Annotated in this window: 19 protein-coding genes; 15 read left to right on the plus strand and 4 right to left on the minus strand. The window is 66.1% G+C overall.

From position 1 onward, the window contains the following. The first annotated feature begins 218 nt into the window (after nucleotides 1-218). The 12 genes from E0W60_RS17435 (at nucleotide 219) to E0W60_RS17495 (ending at nucleotide 16,192) form a co-directional block, all read left to right on the plus strand. Complete coding sequence (locus E0W60_RS17435; protein WP_205751662.1) at nucleotides 219-2,438, plus strand: TonB-dependent receptor; 2,220 nt, start codon at nucleotides 219-221, stop codon at nucleotides 2,436-2,438. A 1,261-nt stretch (nucleotides 2,439-3,699) separates the two neighbouring features. Continuing rightward, on the plus strand, nucleotides 3,700-5,781 hold the full coding sequence (locus tag E0W60_RS17440) for a 3-hydroxyacyl-CoA dehydrogenase NAD-binding domain-containing protein (protein WP_133096880.1): 2,082 nt from the start codon (nucleotides 3,700-3,702) through the stop codon (nucleotides 5,779-5,781). 30 nt (nucleotides 5,782-5,811) lie between these two features. Then, the gene (pncA, locus tag E0W60_RS17445) at nucleotides 5,812-6,456 is read left to right on the plus strand and encodes a bifunctional nicotinamidase/pyrazinamidase (protein WP_133096881.1); all 645 of its coding nucleotides are present in this window, start codon (nucleotides 5,812-5,814) and stop codon (nucleotides 6,454-6,456) included. Nucleotides 6,457-6,501: 45 nt separating this feature from the next. Then, nucleotides 6,502-7,680: an acetyl-CoA C-acyltransferase gene (locus E0W60_RS17450; RefSeq protein ID WP_135705059.1), complete on the plus strand. Its 1,179-nt coding sequence runs from the start codon at nucleotides 6,502-6,504 to the stop codon at nucleotides 7,678-7,680. 247 nt (nucleotides 7,681-7,927) lie between these two features. Then, nucleotides 7,928-9,790, plus strand: coding sequence for an acyl-CoA dehydrogenase (locus E0W60_RS17460; RefSeq protein WP_135705060.1), 1,863 nt, complete (start codon nucleotides 7,928-7,930; stop codon nucleotides 9,788-9,790). 41 nt (nucleotides 9,791-9,831) lie between these two features. Further along, nucleotides 9,832-10,614, plus strand: a complete 783-nt coding sequence (locus tag E0W60_RS17465) for an SDR family oxidoreductase (protein WP_133096885.1) — start codon at nucleotides 9,832-9,834, stop codon at nucleotides 10,612-10,614. A gap of 106 nt (nucleotides 10,615-10,720) precedes the next feature. After that, complete coding sequence (locus E0W60_RS17470; RefSeq protein WP_133096886.1) at nucleotides 10,721-11,158, plus strand: PaaI family thioesterase; 438 nt, start codon at nucleotides 10,721-10,723, stop codon at nucleotides 11,156-11,158. An 88-nt stretch (nucleotides 11,159-11,246) separates the two neighbouring features. Then, nucleotides 11,247-12,257 (plus strand): NADP-dependent oxidoreductase, encoded by a 1,011-nt coding sequence (locus E0W60_RS17475; RefSeq protein WP_116378597.1) that lies wholly within the window; start codon nucleotides 11,247-11,249, stop codon nucleotides 12,255-12,257. 103 nt (nucleotides 12,258-12,360) lie between these two features. Further along, nucleotides 12,361-13,215 (plus strand): class II aldolase/adducin family protein, encoded by an 855-nt coding sequence (locus tag E0W60_RS17480; protein ID WP_135705061.1) that lies wholly within the window; start codon nucleotides 12,361-12,363, stop codon nucleotides 13,213-13,215. A gap of 81 nt (nucleotides 13,216-13,296) precedes the next feature. After that, entirely contained in the window at nucleotides 13,297-14,232 is a 936-nt protein-coding gene (locus E0W60_RS17485; protein WP_133096889.1) for a glutathione S-transferase family protein, read from the plus strand. Between the two features lie 68 nt (nucleotides 14,233-14,300). Then, nucleotides 14,301-15,203 (plus strand): SDR family oxidoreductase, encoded by a 903-nt coding sequence (locus tag E0W60_RS17490; RefSeq protein WP_133096890.1) that lies wholly within the window; start codon nucleotides 14,301-14,303, stop codon nucleotides 15,201-15,203. A 32-nt stretch (nucleotides 15,204-15,235) separates the two neighbouring features. Then, nucleotides 15,236-16,192 carry an alpha/beta fold hydrolase gene (locus E0W60_RS17495; protein ID WP_135705062.1) on the plus strand — a complete coding sequence of 319 codons (957 nt, stop codon included), beginning with the start codon at nucleotides 15,236-15,238 and terminating at the stop codon, nucleotides 16,190-16,192. 63 nt (nucleotides 16,193-16,255) lie between these two features. On the opposite strand, the gene E0W60_RS17500 is transcribed toward E0W60_RS17495, so the two are convergent. Together E0W60_RS17500 and E0W60_RS17505 are read right to left on the minus strand one after the other, a co-directional pair. After that, nucleotides 16,256-16,777 carry an O-acetyl-ADP-ribose deacetylase gene (locus E0W60_RS17500; protein ID WP_133096892.1) on the minus strand — a complete coding sequence of 174 codons (522 nt, stop codon included), beginning with the start codon at nucleotides 16,775-16,777 and terminating at the stop codon, nucleotides 16,256-16,258. Nucleotides 16,778-16,839: 62 nt separating this feature from the next. Continuing rightward, nucleotides 16,840-17,988: an iron-containing alcohol dehydrogenase gene (locus tag E0W60_RS17505; protein ID WP_135705063.1), complete on the minus strand. Its 1,149-nt coding sequence runs from the start codon at nucleotides 17,986-17,988 to the stop codon at nucleotides 16,840-16,842. A gap of 305 nt (nucleotides 17,989-18,293) precedes the next feature. Here E0W60_RS17505 and E0W60_RS17510 point away from each other — a divergent pair, with 305 nt between their 5' ends. From E0W60_RS17510 to E0W60_RS17520, 3 genes are all read left to right on the plus strand, one after another. Then, nucleotides 18,294-19,301 (plus strand): alpha/beta hydrolase, encoded by a 1,008-nt coding sequence (locus E0W60_RS17510; RefSeq protein ID WP_135705064.1) that lies wholly within the window; start codon nucleotides 18,294-18,296, stop codon nucleotides 19,299-19,301. 62 nt (nucleotides 19,302-19,363) lie between these two features. Then, nucleotides 19,364-20,347 (plus strand): tripartite tricarboxylate transporter substrate binding protein, encoded by a 984-nt coding sequence (locus E0W60_RS17515; protein WP_133096895.1) that lies wholly within the window; start codon nucleotides 19,364-19,366, stop codon nucleotides 20,345-20,347. Nucleotides 20,348-20,458: 111 nt separating this feature from the next. Next, the gene (locus E0W60_RS17520; RefSeq protein ID WP_063241858.1) at nucleotides 20,459-20,896 is read left to right on the plus strand and encodes a YbgC/FadM family acyl-CoA thioesterase; all 438 of its coding nucleotides are present in this window, start codon (nucleotides 20,459-20,461) and stop codon (nucleotides 20,894-20,896) included. Nucleotides 20,897-21,011: 115 nt separating this feature from the next. On the opposite strand, the gene denD is transcribed toward E0W60_RS17520, so the two are convergent. Together denD and otnI are read right to left on the minus strand one after the other, a co-directional pair. Continuing rightward, nucleotides 21,012-21,986 (minus strand): D-erythronate dehydrogenase, encoded by a 975-nt coding sequence (gene denD, locus E0W60_RS17525; protein ID WP_135705065.1) that lies wholly within the window; start codon nucleotides 21,984-21,986, stop codon nucleotides 21,012-21,014. Between the two features lie 27 nt (nucleotides 21,987-22,013). Further along, nucleotides 22,014-22,796 (minus strand): 2-oxo-tetronate isomerase, encoded by a 783-nt coding sequence (gene otnI / locus E0W60_RS17530; protein ID WP_135705066.1) that lies wholly within the window; start codon nucleotides 22,794-22,796, stop codon nucleotides 22,014-22,016. Nucleotides 22,797-22,836 lie beyond the last annotated feature (40 nt).

The raw sequence follows: 22,836 nt of genomic DNA on the forward strand, positions 1-22,836 counted from the left end.
TCGATTCCTACCTCCCTATAATCGCCCGCCGGGGATGGACGACTTGATTCACGGGCGACGGTGGTGCGCTTCCTTGAGCTTGTCTTCATTGACCACGCTTGTTCGCGTCAAGAACTACAAGACAACACAGGGAAGGCAAGGCCGTGAAAGGAAACCAGAAGTCGTTTGAATTGACCCCGCTCGCCGCTGCACTGGCAGGCGCCGTCGCAGCGTTTGCCATGCAGGGTGCATCGGCGCAGGGGAGCCAGCCTGTCGTCGCCGCCACCGGCCAGGCTGCGCCGGTGACGCTGGAACGGGTCACCGTGACCGGCAAGCGCGACGATGGCTACAAGGTGGAAGAGGCGCAGTCGCCCAAGTTCACCGCGCCGCTGCTCGACACGCCCAAGTCCGTGACCGTCGTGCCGACCGAGGTGATCCGGCAGTCGGGCTCGAACTCGCTGCAGGACGCGCTGCGCACCACGCCCGGCATTACCTTCGGCGCCGGCGAAGGCGGCAACCCGATCGGCGACCGTCCTTTCATCCGCGGTTTCGACTCGATGTCGAGCATCTATGTCGACGGCGTGCGCGATACCGCTTCGCAGACCCGCGACACCTTCAACATCGAAAGCATCGAAGTCATCAAGGGCCCCAGCTCGGCCTACGGCGGCAAGGGCTCGGCCGGCGGCATGATCAATATCGTGTCGAAGCTGCCCCAGGCCGAGAACTTCGCGCAGGGCTCGATCGGCGTGGGCACGGACTCGTACTTCCGCGCCACGGCCGACGGCAACTACGTGATCAACGACAACACCGCCGTGCGCCTGAACGCGCTGGGCTATACCGCCAACGTGCCGGGCCGCGACGAGGTCGACCAGAACTCATGGGGCTTTGCGCCGTCGGTGACGTTCGGCATGAAGTCCGATACAAAGGTCACGCTGTCGTACTACCATCTGCAGGGCAACGGCATGCCGGACTACAGCATTCCGTACTCGCGCCCGGCCAGCCAGTCGTCCAAGGCCAACCCGTCGCAGCCCGCAAACGTTGACCGCAACAACTTCTACGGCCTGACCGACCGCGATTTCCAGAAGACACAGAGCAATATCGCCACGGCCACGGTCCAGCATGATTTCCGCAACGGCCTGGTCTTCAGCAACACCACGCGCTGGGGCCGCGCCACCAACGACTACATCGTCACCAACCCTGACGACAGCCGCGGCAACGTGCCGCGCGGCTTTGTCTGGCGCAACACCAAGAACCGCGACTCCGCCACCGAGACGCTGACCAACCAGACCGACCTGACCGCCAAGTTCGAGACCGGCAGCGTGAAGCACAGCGTGCTGTTCGGCTTCGAGTTCAGCCGCGACGATACCGACAACACGCCGTACAACGTCCTTTCGGCCAATCCTGCGAGCAATCCTACGCGGAGTTTGCCGACTGTCCCGGGCATCTGCAACGCGTCGCTGCTGGCAAGCTTCGACTGCACGTCGCTGGCCAACCCGAACCCGAACGACCCGTGGCGCGGCACCATCACCAAGATGCCCTTCACCACGGCCACTACGACCAATACCCGCTCGGTCTACCTGTTCGATACGGTCGAGATCACCAAGCAGTGGATGATCAACGGTGGCGTTCGCTACGACAGCTACGACACGCACGCTTTCACCAACGCCTATACCAACCCGAACACGGGCGCGGCCGTGGCGCAGGTGGACATCCGCAACAAGTCGAATTTCTTCAACTACCAGGCGGGCGTGGTCTACAAGCCGGTCGAGTACGGCAGCATCTATGTGTCATATGGCACCTCGTCGACGCCGCCGGGTTCGACCAACGGTGACGGCGCCGACAACATCACGGCGGCGCAGCGCAACCTGGAGCCGGAAACGGCGCGCTCGGTGGAAATCGGCACCAAGTGGGATCTGCTGGCCAAGCGGCTGTCGCTGACTGGTGCGATCTTCCAGATCGAGAAGAACAATGCGCGCGTGGCGGTTGATGCCAACACGACCGTCAATGCCGGCAAGCAGCGTGTGAAGGGCTTCGAGCTGGGCTTTGCCGGCAACCTGACGGACAAGTGGGGCCTGTTCGGCGGCTATACGTACCTGAACAGCGAACTGATCGATAACGGCCCGCAGGCTGCGAACGCGGCCAACAACGGGAACCAGTTCCCCAATACGCCCAAGAACAGCTTCAGCCTGTGGACGACCTATCAGGTGCTGCCGGCGCTGACGGTTGGCGGTGGTGCGTACTATGTCGACAAGGTGTATGCCAATCCGGCCAACTCGCTGTATGTGCCGTCGTACTGGCGGTTTGACCTGATGGCGGCTTATCGCGTCAACAAGAATCTGTCGTTGCAGTTGAATGTGCAGAACTTGTTTGACAAGACCTATTACACCAAGGCGCATAACCACTACGGTGCGCTGGGTGCTGGGCGGTTTGGGATGTTGACGGCTAACTTCAAGTTCTAATTTTTTGATAATTCAATGCGGCCCGTTTCCTGTGATTTATGGGAGGCGGGCTGTTTTCGCTGGTGCCAGTGCTCTGTGCCTACTATGTCGCGGTTGGTGACATGCTGTCGGGTTTTGAGGCGCCGCGCTGTCGCTGTTGGTGACATGCTGTCGGCTTTTGAACCGCCTGGTTCCGCCCTCCTGGGCGGGTCACTTTTTGTCCGAGCGACAAAAAGTAACCAAAAAGCGCGTCGCCTAGCGGCTGGCTGGGCCAATTTGGCGCTTCTTGATGTATGGGCGTTATTGGTCTCAGTGAGAGGTGGTCGCGGTGCCAGCCTGCTACGCCAGGTGAGTGAGTGTGGGTGCCTGACGATTCCCGACTTTTGAACCATCCCCAGGACGGGTGTAGGCCGCCTGCTGCCTGCGGTATCGCGTCATCGCCTACGGCTGCGCTGCGCGCGGCTCAGTTTCGCGGGTGAGGTGTCCTGGCCCGAACCCGCATTGCTTCGCTCGCTGGGCGGCGACGGCAATGACCAGAGCGCTTTCGGCCGCTCTGCCACCTTGGGCCCGCGCGTAGCGCAGCCGAAGGCGTCCCACCGATGAGGCTTCTAGCAGGCGGCCTACGCCCGGCATGGAGATCGTTCAATAACCGGTTAACGTCAGGCACAGGCCCTGAATCACCTGGCGTTAGCAGGGTCGAACGGCCACCAAGCCCAAGCGGAAATCACCACCGCCCGAACCACCCACGCCGCCAACTTGATAGCCAGCCGCTCAGGCGACGCGTTTTTTGGTTACTTTTTGGCGCTCGGCCAAAAAGTGACCCGCCCAGGAGGGCGGAACCAGGCGGTTCAACGGCCAACAGCATGTCACCAGCAGCCCCCGCCGCCGCCAGCCGCCACCCGCCGCCGCCAGCAGCCACCCCAGCGCCCAACCCCAAATCCCCATTTCCAAATCCCATACTAATCTAGAGCCAGCGCTCGCTACATTCACCAATGTGCCTGATGCGCCATCAGCAAACGGTCTCCCGCACGCCCAAGCTCCCGCCTCCATGCACCACGCTACAGGCCGAAATTCGCCCCACGCATGCCCCACAAAAACCCGTGAAATTGAAATTGAACGACCGTGCTATTTTGTGTATGCTTGTTTCGCCCAAGCCCCGGAAGGCTTGTGGCAAGCGGTAACCGCGGCGGGTTAACCCTGTGCCAATCACCCCTGCACCCAGCAGCAAAACAATAATTCGAGAATTCGAATCCCGAGACAAACTTTTGTAAAAGGAACCAGCATGACAGCGCAGTATCAGGTTCAGGACGGCGTAGCCGTCATCACGCTCGACAACCCCCCTGTCAACGGCCTGGGTCACAGCACCCGTCTTGGCATCGTCGAAGGCATGACCCGTGCGCTGGACGATGCCGCCGTCAAGGCCATCGTCATTACCGGCGCCGGCAAGGCATTCTCGGGCGGCGCCGACATCCGTGAATTCAATACCCCCAAGGCCATGCAGGAGCCGACGCTGCACTCGGTGATCCGCGTACTGGAAGCGTCGTCCAAGCCCGTGGTCGCGGCCGTGCACTCGGTCGCCATGGGTGGCGGGCTGGAACTGGCGCTGGGCTGTAACTACCGCGTGGCGTCCAAGGGCGCGCAGATCGCGCTGCCGGAAGTGAAGCTGGGCCTGCTGCCCGGCGCCGGCGGCACGCAGCGCCTGCCGCGCGTGATCGGCCTGGAGGCCGCCGCCAACATGATCGTGTCGGGCACCCCGGTGCTGTCCGAGAAGTTCGCCGGCACCAAGCTGTTCGATGAAATCGTCGAGGGTGACGTGCTGCCCGCGGCGGTCAAGTTCGCGCAGAACGTCGGCGCCGCCAGCGGCCCGCATCCGAAGGTGCGCGACCTGAAGGTGCGCCACGAGAACCCCGAAGGCTACCTCGGCTTCGCCCGCAACACCGTGGCCGCGATGGCCAAGAATTTCCCGGCTCCGCTGAAGTGCCTGGAAGCGGTGGCCGGCTCGCTCAAGCCGTTCGAGCAAGGCCTGAAGGAAGAGCGCGAGGGCTTCCTGTTCCTGGTGACCACGCCGGAATCGCGCGCGCTGCGCCACGCCTTCTTTGGCGAGCGTGCCGCCAGCAAGATCCCCGACGTGCCCGAAGGCACCCCCGTGCGCAAGATCGAGAAGGTTGCCGTGATCGGCGCCGGCACCATGGGCGGCGGCATCAGCATGAACTTCCTCAACGCCGGCATCCCGGTCACGATCCTGGAAACCAAGCAGGAAGCGCTGGACCGCGGCGTCGGCATCATCCGCAAGAACTACGAAAACAGCGCCAAGAAGGGCAAGCTCACGCAGGAGAAGGTAGAGCAGCGCATGGGCCTGCTGAGCACCACGCTGTCCTATGACGACATCAAGGACGCCGACATGGTCATCGAGGCCGTGTTCGAGGAAATGGGCGTCAAGGAAATCGTCTTCAAGAAGCTGGACGAAGTGATGAAGCAGGGCGCGATCCTGGCTTCGAACACCTCCACGCTGGACGTGAACAAGATCGCCTCGTTCACCAAGCGTCCGCAGGACGTGGTCGGCATGCACTTCTTCAGCCCGGCCAACGTGATGAAGCTGCTGGAAGTGGTGCGCGGCGAGAAGACCGGCAAGGACGTGCTGGCCACGGTTATGCAGATCGGCAAGAAGATCAAGAAGACCGCGGTGGTGTCGGGCGTGTGCGACGGCTTTATCGGCAACCGCATGATCGAGCAGTACAGCCGCCAGGCCGGCTACCTGTTGGACGAGGGCGCGCTGCCCGAGCAGGTCGACAAGGCCATCGAGAAGTTCGGTTTCGCCATGGGCCCGTTCCGCATGGGCGACCTGGCCGGCAACGACATCGGCTGGGCCATCCGCAAGCGCCGCGCCGTCGACAAGCCCGAGATCCAGTACTCGAAGACCGCCGACCTGCTGTGCGAGATGGGCCGTTACGGCCAGAAGACCGGCGCGGGCTGGTACGACTACAAGGCGGGCGACCGCAAGCCGTACCCGAACCAGCAGGTCAACGACATGATCGTGCAGCACTCCAAGGACTTGGGGCTGACGCGCCGCAAGATCTCGGACGAAGAGATCGTCGAGCGCCTGGTGTTCGCGCTGGTCAACGAAGGCGCCAAGATCCTGGAAGAGGGTATTGCTTCCAAGGCCTCGGATATCGACATGGTGTACCTGACCGGCTACGGCTTCCCGCTGTTCCGCGGCGGCCCGATGCTGTATGCGGACCAGGTCGGCCTGTACAACGTGGCGCTGGCAATGAAGCGCTACGCCAAGGGCTACCACGGCGAAGCCTGGCAGGTCGCGCCGCTGCTGCAGAAGCTGGCGGACGAAGGCAAGGGTTTCAACGGTTAATTTGCCAAGAGGGTTCAGCAAGGAGCGGCCATGAACACCACCATCGGACCGGACGATTGCCTGCTGGTGATCGACGTGCAGAACGACTTCATGCCGGGCGGCGCGCTTGCCGTGCCCAACGGCGATGAGGTGGTGCCCGTCATCAATCGGCTGGCGCGCGCGTTCGGGCATGTGGTGGTGACGCAGGACTGGCATCCGGCCGCGCACGTCTCGTTTGCGGCCAACCATGCCGGCACGCAGCCGTTCCAGATGCTCACGCTGCCGTATGGCGAGCAGGTGCTGTGGCCGGTGCACTGCGTGCAGGACACGCCCGGCGCCGCGCTGCATGCGGGCCTGCACGTGCCGCACGCGCGGCTGGTGATCCGCAAGGGCCACCATGCCGACGTGGACAGCTACTCCGCTTTCCTTGAGGCGGACCGCACCACGCGTACCGGGCTGGCCGGCTACCTGCGCGAGCATGGCGTGAAGCGCGTGTTCTGCGCCGGGCTGGCGACGGACTACTGCGTGGCATGGAGCGCGCTCGATGCGCGCGCCGCCGGCTTCGAGGCCGCGGTGATCGAGGATGCGTGCCGGGCCATCGACCTGCAAGGGTCGCTGGCGAAAGCATGGCAGGACCTCGGCGCCGCCGGCGTCGCGCGCGTGATGTCCGCGGATGTGCTCAAGGGCCAGGGCTGAACCAAACCACCGAACTGAACGACACAAGATTCCGAGGAGCAACACATGAACGAAGCAGTCATCGTATCTACCGCACGGACCGGCCTGGCCAAGAGCTGGAAGGGCGGCTTCAATATGACCCACGGCGCCACCCTGGGCGGCCATGCGGTCCAGCATGCGATCGCCCGCGCCAAGATCGACGCCGCCGAAGTGGAAGACGTGCTGATGGGCTGCGCCAACCCGGAAGGTGCCACCGGCGCCAACATCGCGCGCCAGATCGCACTGCGCGCCGGCTGCCCGGTCACCGTCCCCGGCGCCACCGTCAACCGCTTCTGCTCGTCGGGCCTGCAGACCATCGCCATGGCCGCGCAGCGCGTAATCGCCAATGAAGGCGACATCTTCGTCGCCGGCGGCGTGGAAAGCATCTCCTGCGTGCAGCAGGAAATGAACCGCCACATGATCCAGGAAAGCTGGCTGGTGAAGAACAAGCCGGAAATCTACTGGAACATGCTGCAGACCGCCGAGAACGTGGCCAAGCGCTACAGCATCTCGAAGGAGCGCCAGGACGAATATGGCGTGCGCAGCCAGCAACGCGCCGCCGCCGCGCAGGAAGCCGGCAAGTTCAAGGACGAGATCGTGCCGATGACGGTGCTCGCCGGCGTCGCCGACAAGTCCACCGGACAGCTGGTGACGAAGGAAGTGACCATCGACCGCGACGAAGGCATCCGCGCCGACACCACGCTGGAAGGCGTGGCCAAGATCCGCAGCGCGGTGCCGGGTGGCGTGATCACCGCCGGCAATGCCTCGCAGTTCTCGGACGGTGCCTCGGCGGCCGTGGTGATGAACGCGCGCGTGGCCGAGGCCAAGGGCCTGCAGCCGCTGGGCGTGTTCCGCGGCTTTGCCGTGGCCGGTTGCGAGCCGGACGAGATGGGCATCGGCCCCGTGTTTGCGGTGCCCAAGCTGCTGAAGAAGGCTGGCCTGAAGGTCGAGGACATCGGCCTGTGGGAGCTGAACGAAGCCTTCGCGGTGCAGGTACTGTACTGCGCCGACAAGCTCGGCATCCCGATGGATCGCCTCAACGTCAACGGCGGCGCCATCGCGGTGGGCCACCCGTACGGCGTGTCGGGTGCGCGCCTGGTCGGCCATGCGCTGATCGAAGGCAAGCGCCGTGGGGTGAAGTATGTGGTGGTGACCATGTGCATCGGCGGCGGGCAGGGTGCTGCTGGTCTGTTCGAAGTCCTGTAACTGCCGACAAAACCGGCACGCTGCCGGTTTGCTCCCCTCTCCCGCTTGCGGGAGAGGGGCAGGGGGTGAGGGCAGGCGGTGGCATACCACCGGCCTCTACTTCGTCGTCCCGCCGGCCCTCACCCCAACCCTCTCCCGCAAGCGGGAGAGGGAGCACACATGCGGTGCGATTCAATGCGGGGGCGGTTCGCACAAGAAGGCAACAAGAATTCACGGCGCACCAAGCAGTGCGCCGCATGGAGACACCATGTCGATGATCCTTTCCCGTCGCGACCTGAACTTCATTCTGTATGAATGGCTCAAGGTCGACGAGCTGACCCGCATCCCGCGCTACGCCGACCACTCGCGCGAGACCTTCGACGCCGCGCTGGACACCTGCGAGAAGATCGCCACCGACCTGTTCGCGCCGCACAACAAGAAGAACGACCAGCAGGAACCCGAATTCGACGGCGAGACCGTCACCATCATTCCCGAGGTCGGCACCGCGCTGAAGGCCTTCTGCGAGGCCGGCCTGATGGCCGCCGGGCAGGACTACGAACTGGGCGGCATGCAGCTGCCGGTGGTAGTGGAAAAGGCCGGCTTCGCCTACTTCAAGGGCGCCAACGTCGGTACCAGCTCCTACCCGTTCCTGACCATCGGCAACGCCAACCTGCTGCTGACGCACGGCACGCCGGCGCAGGTCGAGACCTTCGTCAAGCCGGAGATGGAAGGGCGCTTCTTCGGCACCATGTGCCTGTCGGAGCCGCAGGCCGGCTCGTCGCTGTCGGATATCACGACGCGCGCCGAGTATGAGGGCGAATCGCCGCTGGGCGCGCAATACCGCCTGCGCGGCAACAAGATGTGGATTTCCGCGGGCGAGCACGAGCTGTCGGACAACATCGTCCACCTGGTGCTGGCCAAGATCCCCGGCCGGGACGGCAAGCTGATCCCGGGCGTGAAGGGCATCTCGCTGTTCATCGTGCCCAAGTACCTGGTCAACCAAGACGGCTCGCTGGGCGAGCACAACGACGTGGTGCTGGCCGGCCTGAACCACAAGATGGGCTATCGCGGCACCACCAACTGCCTGCTGAATTTCGGCGAAGGCATGAAGTACAAGCCGGGCGGCAAGGCCGGTGCCATCGGCTATCTGGTGGGCGAGCCGCACAAGGGCCTGGCCTGCATGTTCCACATGATGAATGAGGCGCGCATCGGCGTGGGCCTGGGCGCGGTGATGCTGGGCTATACCGGCTACCTGCACGCGCTGGACTATGCGCGCAACCGTCCGCAAGGCCGCCCCGTCGGCCCCGGCGGCAAGGATGCCGCCAGCCCGCAGGTGAAGCTGGTCGAGCACGCCGATATCCGCCGCATGCTGCTGGCGCAGAAGAGCTATGTCGAGGGCGGCCTGGCGCTGAACCTGTATTGCGCGCGGCTGGTGGACGAGGAAGAAGCCGCGGCCGCCGCGGGCGACCAGGAAGCGCATGCGCGCCTGGCGCTGCTGCTCGACATCCTGACCCCGATCGCCAAGAGCTGGCCATCGCAATGGTGCCTGGAGGCCAACAACCTTGCGATCCAGGTGCATGGCGGCTATGGCTACACCCGCGAATACAACGTCGAGCAGTTCTACCGCGACAACCGCCTGAACCCGATCCACGAGGGCACGCATGGCATCCAGGGCCTGGACCTGCTGGGCCGCAAGGTGGTGATGAAGGATGGCGCCGCGTTCAAGCTGCTGGGCGAGCGCGTGCAGGCCACCATCGGCCGCGCGCTCGCCGCGGACGATGCCGAGCTGGCGCGGCAGGCGCGCGCGCTCGGCGCCGCAACCCGGCGCCTGGCCGAAGTGACGCAGACGCTGTGGAGCGCCGGCGACTCCAATGTGACGCTGGCCAACGCCTCGGTCTACCTCGAAGCCTTCGGCCACGTGGTGGTCGCGTGGATCTGGCTGGAGCAGGCACTGCTGGCACAGGCCGCGCTGGCGCAGGCGGGCGGCAAGGAAGACCAGGACTTCTATCGCGGCAAGCTGGCCGCGGCGGCGTACTTCTTCCGCTTCGAGCTGCCCAGGGTCGGCCCTCAGCTCGATTTGCTGGCATCGCTCGACCGAACCACGCTGGACATGCAGGACGCCTGGTTCTGACCGCTGACTACATCATTCAAAGACAACCGAGGAAGAGACACATGCGCACCATCCAGCAACTGTTTGACCTGAAGGGCAAGACCGCGCTGATCACCGGCGGCTCGCGCGGCCTTGGCCTGCAGATCGCCGAGGCACTGGGCGAGCAGGGCGCGCGTATCGTGCTGTCGGCACGCAAGGCCGACGAGCTGCGCGCGGCGCAGGAACACCTGAAGGGCCTCGGCATCGAGGCCGACTGGATCGCCGCCGATGGCTCGCAGGAGTCCGAGATTGCCCGCCTGGCCGACGAAGCCATCGCCAGGCTTGGCCACGTCGACATCCTGGTCAACAACGCCGGCGCCACCTGGGGCGCCCCGGCGGAAGACCATCCGGTGGAGGCCTGGGACAAGGTGATGAACCTGAATATCCGCGGCCTGTTCCTGCTGAGCCAGCGCATCGGCAAGCTGTCGATGATTCCGCGCCGCTACGGCCGCATCATCAACGTGGCGTCGATCGCGGGCCTGGCCGGCAATCCGCCGGGATCGATGGAGACCATCGCCTACAACACGTCCAAGGGAGCGGTGGTCAACTTCACCCGCACGCTCGCGGGCGAGTGGGGCGAGCACAACATCACTGTCAACGCGCTGGCGCCGGGCTTCTTCCCGTCCAAGATGACCAAGGGCTCGCTGGAGCGCATGGGCGTCGAAGCGATGTGTGCCGGCGTGCCGCTGCACCGCCTGGGCGACGACGAAGACCTCAAGGGCGCGGCGCTGCTGTTCGCCAGCGATGCCGGCAAGCACATCACCGGGCAGATCCTGGCGGTCGACGGCGGCGTCAGCGCGGTTTGAGCGCGGTCTGAACGACTGCCGGCGTTTGCGGCAATAATGCGGGAGAGGCGCCGGCGGGCAAGCTGCCGCCGGCGCCTCTCCAGCCCCCACTTCGACTCGCATTGCCATGAACCAGTACACCGGCTCCCTGAGCCATATCCCCTTCCTTGCCGACCTCGGCGTGACCTGTAGCGTTGCAGAGAGCGGGCGCAGCGAGATCTCGCTGCCGGTTGAAAAACGCCACCAGAACAGCTGGGACATGGCCCACGGCGGCGTGATCATGACGCTGCTCGACGTGGCCATGGCGGTGGCCGGCCGCAGCAGCGATGCCGATGGCCGTGGCGTGGTGACCATCGAGATGAAGAGCAGCTTCATGGCGCCGGGCCGCGGCCAGCTGACCGCGCGCGGCACCACCGTGCACCGCACCACCACCATGGTGTTCTGCGAGGCGGAGATTGTCGATGCCGACGGCAAGACCGTGGCGCGCGGCTCGGGCACGTTCAAGTACATCCGGCGCATGCCGCCGCAGCGCCCGGGCGAAACCGATACCGGCGCCGACGGCTGAGCGCCGGCGCCAGGACATGTGGGGCGGTTCGTGCCCCGCATTAGCAGTTTCCATGCAGTTTCCATCTCCCATTGGAAGGAACCCGACCATGTCCAACACATTCAAGCGCATCGTCCTGGCCTCGCGTCCCGAGGGCGCGGTGACGCCGGCCAATTTCCGGCTGGAAGAGGTGCCCGTGCCGCAGATCGCCGACGGCCAGGTGCTGGTGCGCAACCACTACCTGTCGCTCGACCCGTACATGCGCGGCCGCATGAACGACAGCAAGTCGTATGCCGCGCCGCAGCCGCTTAATGAAGTGATGATCGGTGGCACCGTCGGCGAAGTGGTGGAAAGCAAAAACAGCAAGTTCAAGCCGGGCGACAAGGTGGTCGGCATGTTCGGCTGGCAGGAAATGGGCGTCAGCGACGGCACCGGCCTGCAGCCGGTCGATACCACGCATATCCCGCTGTCGGCCTACCTTGGTTCGGTCGGCATGCCGGGCGTGACCGCGTGGTATGGCCTGAACAAGATCATCCAGCCCAAGGCGGGCAAGACCATCGCGGTCAGCGCCGCGTCGGGCGCGGTCGGCAGCGTGGTGGGCCAGCTGGCCAAGCTGGCGGGCTGCCGCGCGGTGGGCTTTGCCGGCGGCAAGGACAAGTGCGACTACGTGGTCAATGAGCTGGGCTTCGACGCCTGTATCGACTACAAGGCGGCAAAAGACCCGAAAGAGCTCTACACCATGCTCAAGGAAGCCACGCCAGACGGTATCGACGGCTATTTCGAGAACGTCGGCGGCGAGATCTTCGACGCAGTGCTGTCGCGCATGAACGCCTTCGGCCGCATCGCCATGTGCGGCATGATCGCCGGCTATGACGGTCAGCCGCTGCCGCTGAAGAACCCGCAGCTGATCCTGGTCTCGCGCCTGACCATCGAGGGCTTTATCGTATCCGAGCACATGGAAGTCTGGCCGCAGGCGCTGAAGGAGCTGGGCACCGCGGTCGCGCAGGGCAAGCTGAAGTTCCGCGAGAGCATTGCCGAAGGCCTGGCCAGCGCGCCGGAAGCCTTCATGGGGCTGCTCAAGGGCAAGAACTTCGGCAAGCAGCTGGTCAAGCTGGTCTGAATGCAGCACCGGCACGCCGCGTCCCCACGGGCGTGCCGCGCAGCGAACGCAGGCAAGACAGTGCAGGCAAGACAGCGCAGGCAAGAAAGAGGAGGAGACACCCATGAATGCCCCGCAAGTTCCGCAAGTCCAGCAAGACACTAGCGACGATATCGGCGCCGGCCTGCCTGAAGAGGTCAAGGCCCGCTACCGCAACCTGCCGCGGCCGCCGCAGTTCGCCACCGTGGGCGAGGAGCGCCTGCACCGCAAGCAGCGCCTGGCCGCCGCCTTCCGGCTGTTCTCGAAATTCGGCTTCGATGAGGGCGTGGCCGGCCATATCACCGCGCGCGATCCCGAGTTTCCCGACACCTTCTGGGTCAATCCCTTCGGCGTGCATTTCAGCCAGGTCAAGGTGTCCAACCTGATCCGCTGCGACCACCATGGCGACGTGGTGGAGGGCGATTACCCGGTCAATGCCGCGGCTTTTGCGATCCATTCGCGCGTGCACCAGACCCGCCCCGACGCGGTCGCCGCCGCGCACTCGCACAGCACCTATGGCCGCGCCTGGTCGACGCTCGGCCGCCCGCTCGATGCGCTGACGCAGGACGTGTGCGCGTTCTACAACGACCACGCGGTCTATGACGACTTTGGCGGCGTGGTGGTCGAGCTGGACGAAGGCCAGCGCATCGCCAACGCGCTCGGCCAGAACAAGGCGGCGATCCTGCAGAACCACGGCCTGCTGACGGTCGGCAAGACCGTGGACGAAGCGGCGTGGTGGTTCATCACCATGGAACGCTCCTGCCAGGTGCAGCTGCTGGCCGAAGCGGCCGCGGCGCGCACGCAGGCGCCGCTGAAGGTGATTGCCGACGCTGCCGCACGGCAGGCGTATTCGATCGTCGGCACGGCGCAGGCGGGCTGGTTCCAGTTCCAGCCGCTGTACGCGCGCATCGTCAAGGAACAGCCCGACCTGCTGGACTGAGCGGCCTGCGGAAGGCATTGCAATGCGGCCGCCGCATGGCGGCCATCCCTGCAGTCGATCAACAACCGTGAGGTGGCACGCATGGCAGACATCATCCTTCACCAGTACGCAACCTCGCCGTTCTCGGAAAAGGTACGGCTGCTGCTGGGCGCCAAGGGCCTGGCGTGGCAGGCGGTGGAAATCCCGGCCATCCTGCCCAAGCCCGACCTGCTGGCGCTGACCGGCGGCTACCGTCGCACGCCGGTGATGCAGGTCGGCGCCGACATTTATTGCGACACGGCACTGATCTGCGAAGTCATCGACCAGCTGGCCCCGGCCACGCCGCTGTATCCGCCCACGCAGGCCGCGGCGGCACGCATGATGGCGGCGTGGTTCGACAGTGCGCTGTTCACCGCTGCCGCGACCTACGTGTTCCAGCCGGCCGGCGTCGCCAGCATGCTGGGCCATCTGTCGCCCGCGCAGATCCAGGCGTTTGTCGCCGACCGCAAGGCCATGCGCGGCGACACCAACGCGCTGCGCATGCCGCTGCCCGAGGCCACCGCGCAGTTGCACGAGACCTTTGGCAGGGTCGAAACGCAGTTCGCCGCGGGCGTTGAGTATGTGGCCGGGCCATTGCTGTCCGTGGCGGACTTCTCGCTGTACCACAACCTCTGGTTTATCCGCCGCGCCGGCGCTCTGGCCCAGATGCTGGAGGCCTATCCCAGGCTGCAGGCCTGGTATGCGCGCATGAATACCTTCGGCCACGGGCGTCCGCGCGTGATCGATGGCGAGCAGGCCATCGGCATGGCGCGTAGCGCAGATCCGGTGGCGCTCGACGAAGGCGTGCGCGAGGGCGAAGGCCTGCAGCCGGGCGACCCGGTCACGGTCACGCCCACCGACTACGCGCGCGACCCCGTGGCCGGCGTGCTGCTGGCACTGGGCCCGCACCGCGTCACGCTGCGCCGGCAGGACCCGCGCGCGGGCGCGCTCAACGTGCACTTCCCGCGGCAGGGCTACCAGGTACAGCGCGCCGCCTGAACCGGTGCTGCGCTGCGCCGCTGCGCGCGGCCCTTCTCCTATTGATTTCACGCGACAGGACAGACGACATGAAGGATTTTTCCAACAAGGTAGCCGTCATCACCGGTGGTGCTTCGGGGTTTGGCAAGGAATTCGCCCGCATCGGCGCCGATCTCGGCATGAAGCTGGTGCTGGCCGACGTGCAGGAAGACGCGCTGGACGCGACCGTGGCCGAATTCAAGGCGCGCAACGTCCCGGTGATCGGGCTGCGCACCGACGTGTCGCGCGCCGAGCAGGTGCAGGCGCTGGCCGACGCGGCGATGGAGGCGTTCGGGCAGGTCAACCTGCTGTTCAACAATGCCGGCGTGGGCGCCGGCGGACTGGTCTGGGAAAACTCGCTGCAGGACTGGGAGTGGGTGCTGGGCGTCAATCTCTACGGCGTGATCCACGGCGTGCGCATCTTCACCCCGCTGATGCTGGCCGCCGCGGAGAAGGACCCGTCGTACCAGGGCCATATCGTCAACACCGCGTCGATGGCGGGCTTGCTCAACCCGCCGGCGATGGGCGTGTACAACGTGTCCAAGCACGCCGTGGTGTCGCTGTCGGAAACGCTGTACCAGGACCTCGGTCTGGTCAGCGAGCAGGTGCGCTGCTCGGTACTGTGCCCGTATTTCGTGCCGACCGGCATCAACCAGTCGCAGCGCAACCGGCCGGCGGAGCTGGCCAACCAGGCGCCGCCCACGCGTTCGCAGCTGGTGTCGCAGGCGCTGTCGGACAAGGCCGTCGGCTCGGGCAAGGTGACCGCGGCCGAGGTGGCGCAGAAAACCTTCGATGCCATCCGCGCCGATAGCTTCTATATTTATTCGCATCCGCAGGCACTGGCGCCGGTGCGCCAGCGCTTCGAGGACATCGTCGGGCCGCGCAACCCCGGCGATCCCTTTGCCGACAAGCCCGAAGTCCGTGCGGGCCTCGTGGCCGCGCTGCGCGGCTGACGCGCCAACGCCACCAACGAGGAACCACGCACATGGAGACCACCATGGCCGCCCCCGCCGTCATCCGGCACCTGCAGTACGCCAGCCTGCCCAACGGCACCCGGCTGCACTACGCCAGCGCAGGCGAGCGCGGCAAGCCGCTGATGCTGTTCGTGCACGGATTCCCCGAGTTCTGGTACGAGTGGGAAGCCCAGCTGGCCGAGTTCGGGCACACGCATTTCGCCGTCGCGCCGGACTTGCGCGGCTTCAACCTGTCGAGCAAGCCGGGCGACGTAGAGTCCTACCGGCCGCGCCATATCGTCGAAGACCTGGTGCAGTTCATCGGTGCGCTGGGCTATGACCAGGCCATCGTTGTCGCGCACGACTGGGGCGGCGCGATCTGCTGGAACCTGGCGATCCAGTTCCCGCAGCTCGTGCGCCAGCTCGTCATCATCAACTCGCCGCACCCGTACCTGTTCGCGCGCGCGCTGGCCACCGATCCGGAGCAGCAGGCCGCCTCCGCCTACATGAACTGGCTGCGCAAGTCGGGTTCGGAGAAGGCACTGGCCGCCAACGACTTTGCGCTGCTGGACCGCATGCTTGCCGATGCCGACGGCAAGCCGGCCGCGTGGTACACGCCGCAGACACGCGAGCGCTACCACGCCGCGTGGTCGCAGCCTGGCGAAGAGGGTGGAGAGGGTGAAGGGGGCGTGCATCCGCTGACCGGCGGCGTCAATTTCTACCGCGCGTCGCCGATGCGGCCGCCGGCCGACGGCGACGCGGGGCCGGATCTGTCAAAGCTCGATCCGGCCAGGTTCGTCATCCGCGTGCCGACGCTGGTGATCTGGGGCGAACGCGACCGCGCCTTGCCGAAATCCCTGCTCAATGGCCTGGAGGACTTTGTCACGGACCTGCGCCTGGAGCGCATCCCGGACGGCACCCACTGGGTCGTGCACGAGCAGCCGGAGCACGTCAACCTGCTGATCCGCAGCGCATTGCCTGCGGTTTAGCTGCGCCCTGCGGCATCCGGAAGGCCTGCGCTACAGGTTCTGACGCAGGCCCGGCGGCCAGCGTCAGGTCAGGCGCTCGCGGTACAGGCGGTAGTTCTCGTCGTCGAAGCAGACGAAGGTCACCTGCTCGATCTCGGGCGCTGCCGCCAGCGCTTCGCGCACCGCGGCGATGGCGATATCCGCCGCGCGCTCGCGCGGAAAGCCGTAGATGCCGGTGCTGATGTTGGGGAAGGCGAGCGTGCGCAGGTGGTGCTGCGTGGCCACGCGGATGCTGTTGCGGTAGGCGTCGGCGAGCTGTTCGTCCTCGCCCTGGCCGCCGCCATGCCAGACCGGGCCGACCGCGTGGATCACGTACGGCGCGGGCAGGCGCCCGCCCGTGGTGATGACCGCCTCGCCGGTGGGGCAGCCGCCCTGCGCGTCGCGGATCGCGCGGCAGGCCTCCATGATGGCGGGGCCGCCGGCCCCGTGGATGGCGCCGTCGACGCCGCCGCCGCCCAGCAGCCCGCTGTTGGCCGCGTTGACGATGGCATCGACTTCCATCCGGGTGATGTCGCCATGGACTACCTGCAGGTGCTCGCCGGTCATGTCGTCTCCTGGTTTGAGAGCGCGCCCGCCGCGGTGCCGGCGGGCCACCTTGCTGCTATGCACTACATGGATTGCTCAAGCATACGCCGATAATCCGCCGCGCTGGCTTCTTTCGGGTTGGTCTTGTGGCAATGGTCGGCCAGCGCGCCGGCAATCACCTTGTCGAACATGTCCTCGGTGACGCCCATCTGGCGCAGTCCGGTGGGCAGGCCAAGGCGTGCGGTCATGTCGTGCACGGCCTGCGCGAGATCGGCGCCGTCGGGCAGATGCATGGCGCGGCGCAGGCGCGCGTAGCGGTTGTCGCGCACCACCGTGGGCGCGTCGGCGTTGAAGCGCAGCACCGCCGGCATCACCACCGCGTTAAGCGTGCCGTGATGCAGGCCGGTGCGGCCGTCGATCTTCAGGCCGCCCAGCGGGTGCGATAGCGAATGCACGCAGCCCAGCCCTTTCTGGAAGGCCATCGCGCCCTGCATCGATGCGCTCATCATGTTCAGCCGCGCATCGCGGTCCTGGCCGTCGCGGGTGGCGCGCTCGATATGGGTCCAGCCGCGCTCCAGCCCGTCGAGCGCGATACCGTCGGCGGGCGGGTTGAAGGCGGGGGCGAGGTAGGTCTCGATGCAGTGCGCGATCGCGTCCATGCCGGTGGCCGCGGTCAACCCGGCCGGCAGGCCCAGCGTCAGCTCCGGATCGCAGATGGCCGACTTGGGCAGCAGGTGCCACGAGTGGAAGCCCAGCTTGCGCCCATCGTCGAGAATGATGATGGCGCCGCGCGCCACTTCGCTGCCGGTGCCCGAGGTGGTCGGCACGGCGATCAGCGGCGCGGCCTGATCGGTGATCCTGGCGCTGCCGCCTTCGATGGTGGCATAGGTGGTCAGCTCGCCCGGGTGCGTGGCGAGGATGGCGATGCCCTTGGCCAGGTCGATCGACGATCCGCCGCCCACCGCCACCAGCCCGTCGCAGTTGGCTTCGCGGTATTGCGCGGCTGCCTTGCGCACCATCGCCTCGGTCGGGTTCGACGGGGTTTCATCAAATACCGCGACCGGCAGGCCCTGCATGGCGTCGATGGCGCGCTGCGCCACGCCGGCCGCAACCACGCCCTTGTCGGTGACCAGCAGCGGGCGGCGGATGCCGATGCGCTCGCATTCCGACTTGAGCAGGCTTACCGCGCCGAAATCCAGGTGGATGTGGGTCAGATAGTAGATAAACGCCATATTTGCTTGCCTCCTGCAGGGATCTGCCGCGAACCGGGGTCAGGGTAAGGCACTGGCCAGGCGCGCTGCCTTCGGTTTCAATGAGTTGTTGTGACCCGCGCCGCGCGTCAGCCGATCATCGCGCAAAAAGTGGCCGCGTGGCAGGGGCTGGCGAGAGCTTTCGGGGTTATCTCGTACTGCCTCGTTTCAGAAACATCTGGCATCATACTAAAATCGAACGATCGTTCACTATTCGAACTTCCACCCGGGCGGCGTGCACGACACGCTGGCCGTCGCAGCGGAAGCTCGGATTTAACTGATTTCTCATGTCCGCCGTACCATCCTCCGTCAACCAAATGCCCGGCTTGCCGTCGGCGCAGCTCGACCCGCAGGTGGCACAGCTGCTGGAACTGATCGCCCGCGCCAAGCGGCCGCCGATCAACGCACTGGACCCGGAGGACGCCAAGATCGCCTACGAGAAGAGCGCGCCGATCCTCGACATCAGCCCGCCCGCCGTGCACGCAACCGAAGACCTGCACGTGCCCGCGCGTGACGGCCATGCCATCCCGGCGCGGCTGTACACGCCGCGCGAGGCCAGCTGGGCCGAGCCGCTGCCACTGCTGGTGTACTACCACGGCGGCGGCTTTACGGTCGGCAGCGTCAATTCGCATGATGCGCTGTGCCGGCTGCTGTGCGGCGAGGCCGATTGCATGGTGCTGTCGGTGGATTACCGCCTCGGGCCAGAATGGCGCTTTCCAGCCGCGGTCAACGACGCGTTCGACGCGCTGCACTGGATCTTTGCCGAGGCCGGGCGGCTGGGCGCCGACCCCGCCCGCATCGCGCTGGGCGGCGACAGCGCCGGCGGCACGCTGGCCGCGGCCAGCGCGGTAGAGGCGCGCAACGCCGGGTTCGCGCCCGTGCTGCAGATGCTGTTGTACCCCGGCACCTGCGCGCGCCAGGACACGCCGTCGCACCGTGCACTGGCCGAGGGGTACCTGCTGACCGCTGAAATGATCCGCTGGTTCTTCGCGCAGTACCTGGACCAGGAAGCCAGCCGCGACGACTGGCGCTTCGCCCCGCTGGACGGTGGCGGCAACGGTGCCGACGTGCGCAACGTGTGCCCCGCCTGGGTCGCCGTGGCGGGCTACGACCCGCTGCATGACGAAGGCGTCGCCTACGCGGCCAAGCTGCGCGCCGCCGGCGTGCCGGCCACGCTGGCGAACTACCCCGGCATGATCCATGATTTCTTCAAGCTGGGCCGGTTCGTGCCGGCGGTGGCGCAGGCGCATGCCGATGCCGTCGCCGCGCTGCGGACCGCCTTCGCCCAGCCCTGAACAAAAAAAAGCAGCACCGACATTTTTCAGCAGTGACTTGCAGCACAAGGAGACCTAGTCAAATGCAACGCCGCCAATTTATCGCCCGCGCGGGCCTCGCCGCCGCTACCGCAGCCATCGGCCTGTCCGCCATGCCTGCCCAGGCACAGGCCGACAAGTTCCCGCAGCGCCCGATCCGCCTGGTGATCGGCTATACCGCCGGCGGCTCCACCGACATCCCGTTCCGCGTCCTGGCTGACAACGCCTCCAAGATCCTGGGCCAGCCGGTGATCGTCGAGAACAAGCCCGGCGCTGGCGGCGTGCTGCCCGCGCAGCTGATGCAGACCACCGCGCCCGACGGCTACACGCTGGCGCAGGTCGCCATGCCGGTCTACCGCCTGCCGTACACCACCAAGATCAACTGGGACCCGGTCAAGGACCTGAGCTACATCATCAACCTGGCCGGCTATTCGTTCGGCCTGGTGGTGCCGGCCGATTCGCCGATCAAGACCATGCAGGATTACGTCGCCTACGCCAAGGCCAATCCGGGCAAGCTCACCTATGGGTCGCCGGGCAGCATGACCACGCTGCACCTGACCATGGAAGAACTGGCGCTGAAGCAGGGCGTGCAGTTCTCGCATATCCCATACAAGGGCAATGCGGAATCGATGCAGGCGCTGCTGGGCGGCCATGTGATGTCGGTGGCCGACACGCCGGCGTGGGCTCCGTACGTGGAGCAGGGCAAGCTGCGCCTGCTGTCGACCTGGGGCGAGAAGCGCTCGGCGCGCTTCCCCAACGTGCCGACGCTGAAGGAACTGGGCATGGGCATCGTGCAGACCTCGCCGTTCGGCCTGGTCGCGCCCAAGGGCACGGATCCGAAGATCGTGCAGAAGCTGCATGACGCCTTCAAGAAGGCGATGGAAATGCCCAACTACCGCGAATCGCTGGCCAAGTTCGACATGGAGCCGTTCTACATGAACAGCCAGCAGTACGCGCAGTTCGCCGCCGAAACCGTCAAGAAGGAAAAGGCGATCATCGAGAAGCTGGGCCTGGCCAAGCCGCAGTAAGCCAGCACCAGTTGCGTTCAACCAGGCCGCCGCGCCTGCCGGACCCGTGCCGGCGGGGCGGCGGCCTGATGCTTTGCATTGCTCCGACAAACAAACAGGGAGGCCACGTCAATGGCCAAAGAGGAGTTCCGCCACACCATCCCGCTGCGCGTGCGCTGGTCCGAAGTCGATCCGCAATCGATCGTCTTCAATGCGCATTACCTGACCTATTGCGATATCTGCGTGACGGAGTACTGGCGCGCGCTGGGGATCCGCTATCCCGAGGACGTATTGCATGCGCATGGCGTCGATATCTTTGTGGTCAAGTCCACGCTGGAGTATCACGCATCGGCGCGCTTTGACGACGAGCTGGAACTGCGCGGGCGCATGGCGCGGCTGGGGCGATCCAGCATGTTGTTCCGGGTGGAGATGTACCGGGGCGACGAGCACCTGATCACCGGTGAAATCGTCTATGTGTGCGCGGATCCGGCGACGCAGAAGTCGGCGGCGATCCCGGGGGTGGTGCGGGAGATTATCGAGGGGTATGAAGTGGTGAAGCCGGCGGGGTGATGGCGTGCCACTGAGCCTTGAATCCCGCATGTTTGCTCCCCTCTCCCGCTAGCGGGAGAGGGAACAGGCTCTCAGTAGCTGAGGAGGCCGTCGTCATAGCGAAGGCGGCAAATTTTTACTTGCCCACACCCGCATCTTCCATATAAGCCCGGATCACCGCATCAAAGCTGGCATCGCTCTCGAATCCCAGCGACAAGGCCCGTTCCGCATTCCATGCCGCCGGCCAGGTGCCGACGATCTTCTCGACGCGCTCTTCGCGTTCCCAGGTCACCCGATCCGCCACCGCATCGCCGGCCACGCGGCGCAGCGCATCGACCATGCCCGCGGCCGTCACCGACAGCCCCGGCAGGTTGATCACGCGGCGGTTGCCCAGCCGTTCGCCGGCCAGTTCGATGCCATTGATCAGCGCGGCCACCGCCGCGCGCGGCGACAGCAGCCACAGTTTGGTCTCCGGCGCCACCGGGCAGTTCGCTGCCACGCCGGACAGCGGCTCGCGGATGATGCCGCTGGCAAACGACGAGGCCGCCGCATTGGGCTTGCCCGGGCGCACGCTGATGGTCGGCAGGCGCAGCACGCGGCCGTCGACGAAGCCGCGGCGGCTGTAGTCGGACAGCAGCAGTTCGCCGATCGCCTTTTGCACGCCGTACGACGATTGCGGGTTCAGTGCGGTGTCGTCCTGCACCACCGCCGGCAGCTCGCCGCCATAGACCGCGACGGAGCTGGTGAACAGCACGCGCGGCTTGTGGCCCAGCTCGCGGCAGGTTTCGAGCAGCGCGCGCGAGGCGTCGAGGTTGACGCGCATGCCCAGTTCGAAATCCGCCTCGGCCTGGCCGCTGACCACGGCCGCCAGGTGGAACACCGCGCCGGTGTCCTGGTCGATGGCCTGGCGCAGCACCGCCGGGTCGGACAGGTCGCCGGTCACCACGCGCACGCGCGCATCGTCAAGACCTTGCGGCGCGACCACGTCGAGCAGCGTCAGGCGGTCGAAGGCGACGGCCTGGCCGTCCAGGTTCAGGGTGCCGCGTTGCAGCAGCAGGCGGGCGAGTTGCAGGCCGAGGAAGCCGGCGCCGCCGGTAATCAGTACGTTCATGGCAAGAGATCTGTGGTTGTTCTGTAATCAGCGGCCGAGGTAGGGCTTGAGCCAGCCCAGTCCTTCGGACGTGCCGGCACGCGGACGGTATTCGCAACCGATCCAGCCCTTGTAGCCGAGCGAGTCGATCAGGTCGAACAGGTACGGGTAGTTCAGCTCGCCCAGGTCCGGCTCATGGCGCTCGGGCACGCCGGCGATCTGGATATGGCCGATGCCGGCCATGTCGCGCCTGAGCTTCATCGCGATATCGCCCTCGACGATCTGGCAGTGGTAGCAGTCGAACTGCACCTTCAGGTTGGCCGCGCCGACTTCCTTGCAGATCGCCTGCGCGTCGTCCTGGCGGTTCAGGAAATAGCCCGGCATGTCGCGCGTGTTGATCGGCTCCAGCACGATGGTCACACCCTGCGCGGCAGCCGCCTTCGCGGCAAAAGCGACGTTTTCCAGGTAGGTGGCGCGGTAGCGCGCGCGGTCGGCATCGGCCGGCACCAGGCCCGCCATCACGTGCACGCGGTCATTGCCGATCACGCCGGCGTATTCCAGCGCGCGGCCGACGGCGTCGCGGAATTCCGCCTCGCGCCCCGGCAGCGAGGCCAGTCCACGCTCGCCCGCTGCCCAGTCACCCGGCGGGGCGTTGAACAGCGCCTGGGTGAGGCCGTTCGCGTCGAGGCGTGCGCGCAGCTCGGCGGCGGGGTGCTCGTACGGGAACAGGTACTCCACCGCCTGGAAGCCGTCCGCCGCCGCAGCGGCGAAGCGATCCAGGAAAGCGTGCTCGTTGTACATCATCGAGAGATTTGCGGCGAAGCGCGGCATGGGAACTCCAGAGCGTAGGACGAAGCCGGGCCGGTCGCGG

Origin of the sequence: Cupriavidus oxalaticus, from assembly GCF_004768545.1 — a bacterium.
Classification (GTDB): domain Bacteria; phylum Pseudomonadota; class Gammaproteobacteria; order Burkholderiales; family Burkholderiaceae; genus Cupriavidus; species Cupriavidus oxalaticus_A.

Bases quoted from the DNA above. Each gene is read 5' to 3' on its own strand.
- otnI (WP_135705066.1), bottom strand. From the start codon at position 22,796: ATGCCGCGCTTCGCCGCAAATCTCTCGATGATGTACAACGAGCACGCT.
- denD (WP_135705065.1), bottom strand. From the start codon at position 21,986: ATGAACGTACTGATTACCGGCGGCGCCGGCTTCCTCGGCCTGCAACTC.
- E0W60_RS17470 (WP_133096886.1), top strand. From the start codon at position 10,721: ATGAACCAGTACACCGGCTCCCTGAGCCATATCCCCTTCCTTGCCGAC.
- E0W60_RS17495 (WP_135705062.1), top strand. From the start codon at position 15,236: ATGGAGACCACCATGGCCGCCCCCGCCGTCATCCGGCACCTGCAGTAC.
- E0W60_RS17500 (WP_133096892.1), bottom strand. From the start codon at position 16,777: ATGACCGGCGAGCACCTGCAGGTAGTCCATGGCGACATCACCCGGATG.
- E0W60_RS17505 (WP_135705063.1), bottom strand. From the start codon at position 17,988: ATGGCGTTTATCTACTATCTGACCCACATCCACCTGGATTTCGGCGCG.
- E0W60_RS17475 (WP_116378597.1), top strand. From the start codon at position 11,247: ATGTCCAACACATTCAAGCGCATCGTCCTGGCCTCGCGTCCCGAGGGC.
- E0W60_RS17450 (WP_135705059.1), top strand. From the start codon at position 6,502: ATGAACGAAGCAGTCATCGTATCTACCGCACGGACCGGCCTGGCCAAG.
- pncA (WP_133096881.1), top strand. From the start codon at position 5,812: ATGAACACCACCATCGGACCGGACGATTGCCTGCTGGTGATCGACGTG.
- E0W60_RS17490 (WP_133096890.1), top strand. From the start codon at position 14,301: ATGAAGGATTTTTCCAACAAGGTAGCCGTCATCACCGGTGGTGCTTCG.
- E0W60_RS17440 (WP_133096880.1), top strand. From the start codon at position 3,700: ATGACAGCGCAGTATCAGGTTCAGGACGGCGTAGCCGTCATCACGCTC.
- E0W60_RS17480 (WP_135705061.1), top strand. From the start codon at position 12,361: ATGAATGCCCCGCAAGTTCCGCAAGTCCAGCAAGACACTAGCGACGAT.
- E0W60_RS17460 (WP_135705060.1), top strand. From the start codon at position 7,928: ATGTCGATGATCCTTTCCCGTCGCGACCTGAACTTCATTCTGTATGAA.
- E0W60_RS17510 (WP_135705064.1), top strand. From the start codon at position 18,294: ATGTCCGCCGTACCATCCTCCGTCAACCAAATGCCCGGCTTGCCGTCG.
- E0W60_RS17435 (WP_205751662.1), top strand. From the start codon at position 219: ATGCAGGGTGCATCGGCGCAGGGGAGCCAGCCTGTCGTCGCCGCCACC.
- E0W60_RS17515 (WP_133096895.1), top strand. From the start codon at position 19,364: ATGCAACGCCGCCAATTTATCGCCCGCGCGGGCCTCGCCGCCGCTACC.
- E0W60_RS17520 (WP_063241858.1), top strand. From the start codon at position 20,459: ATGGCCAAAGAGGAGTTCCGCCACACCATCCCGCTGCGCGTGCGCTGG.
- E0W60_RS17485 (WP_133096889.1), top strand. From the start codon at position 13,297: ATGGCAGACATCATCCTTCACCAGTACGCAACCTCGCCGTTCTCGGAA.
- E0W60_RS17465 (WP_133096885.1), top strand. From the start codon at position 9,832: ATGCGCACCATCCAGCAACTGTTTGACCTGAAGGGCAAGACCGCGCTG.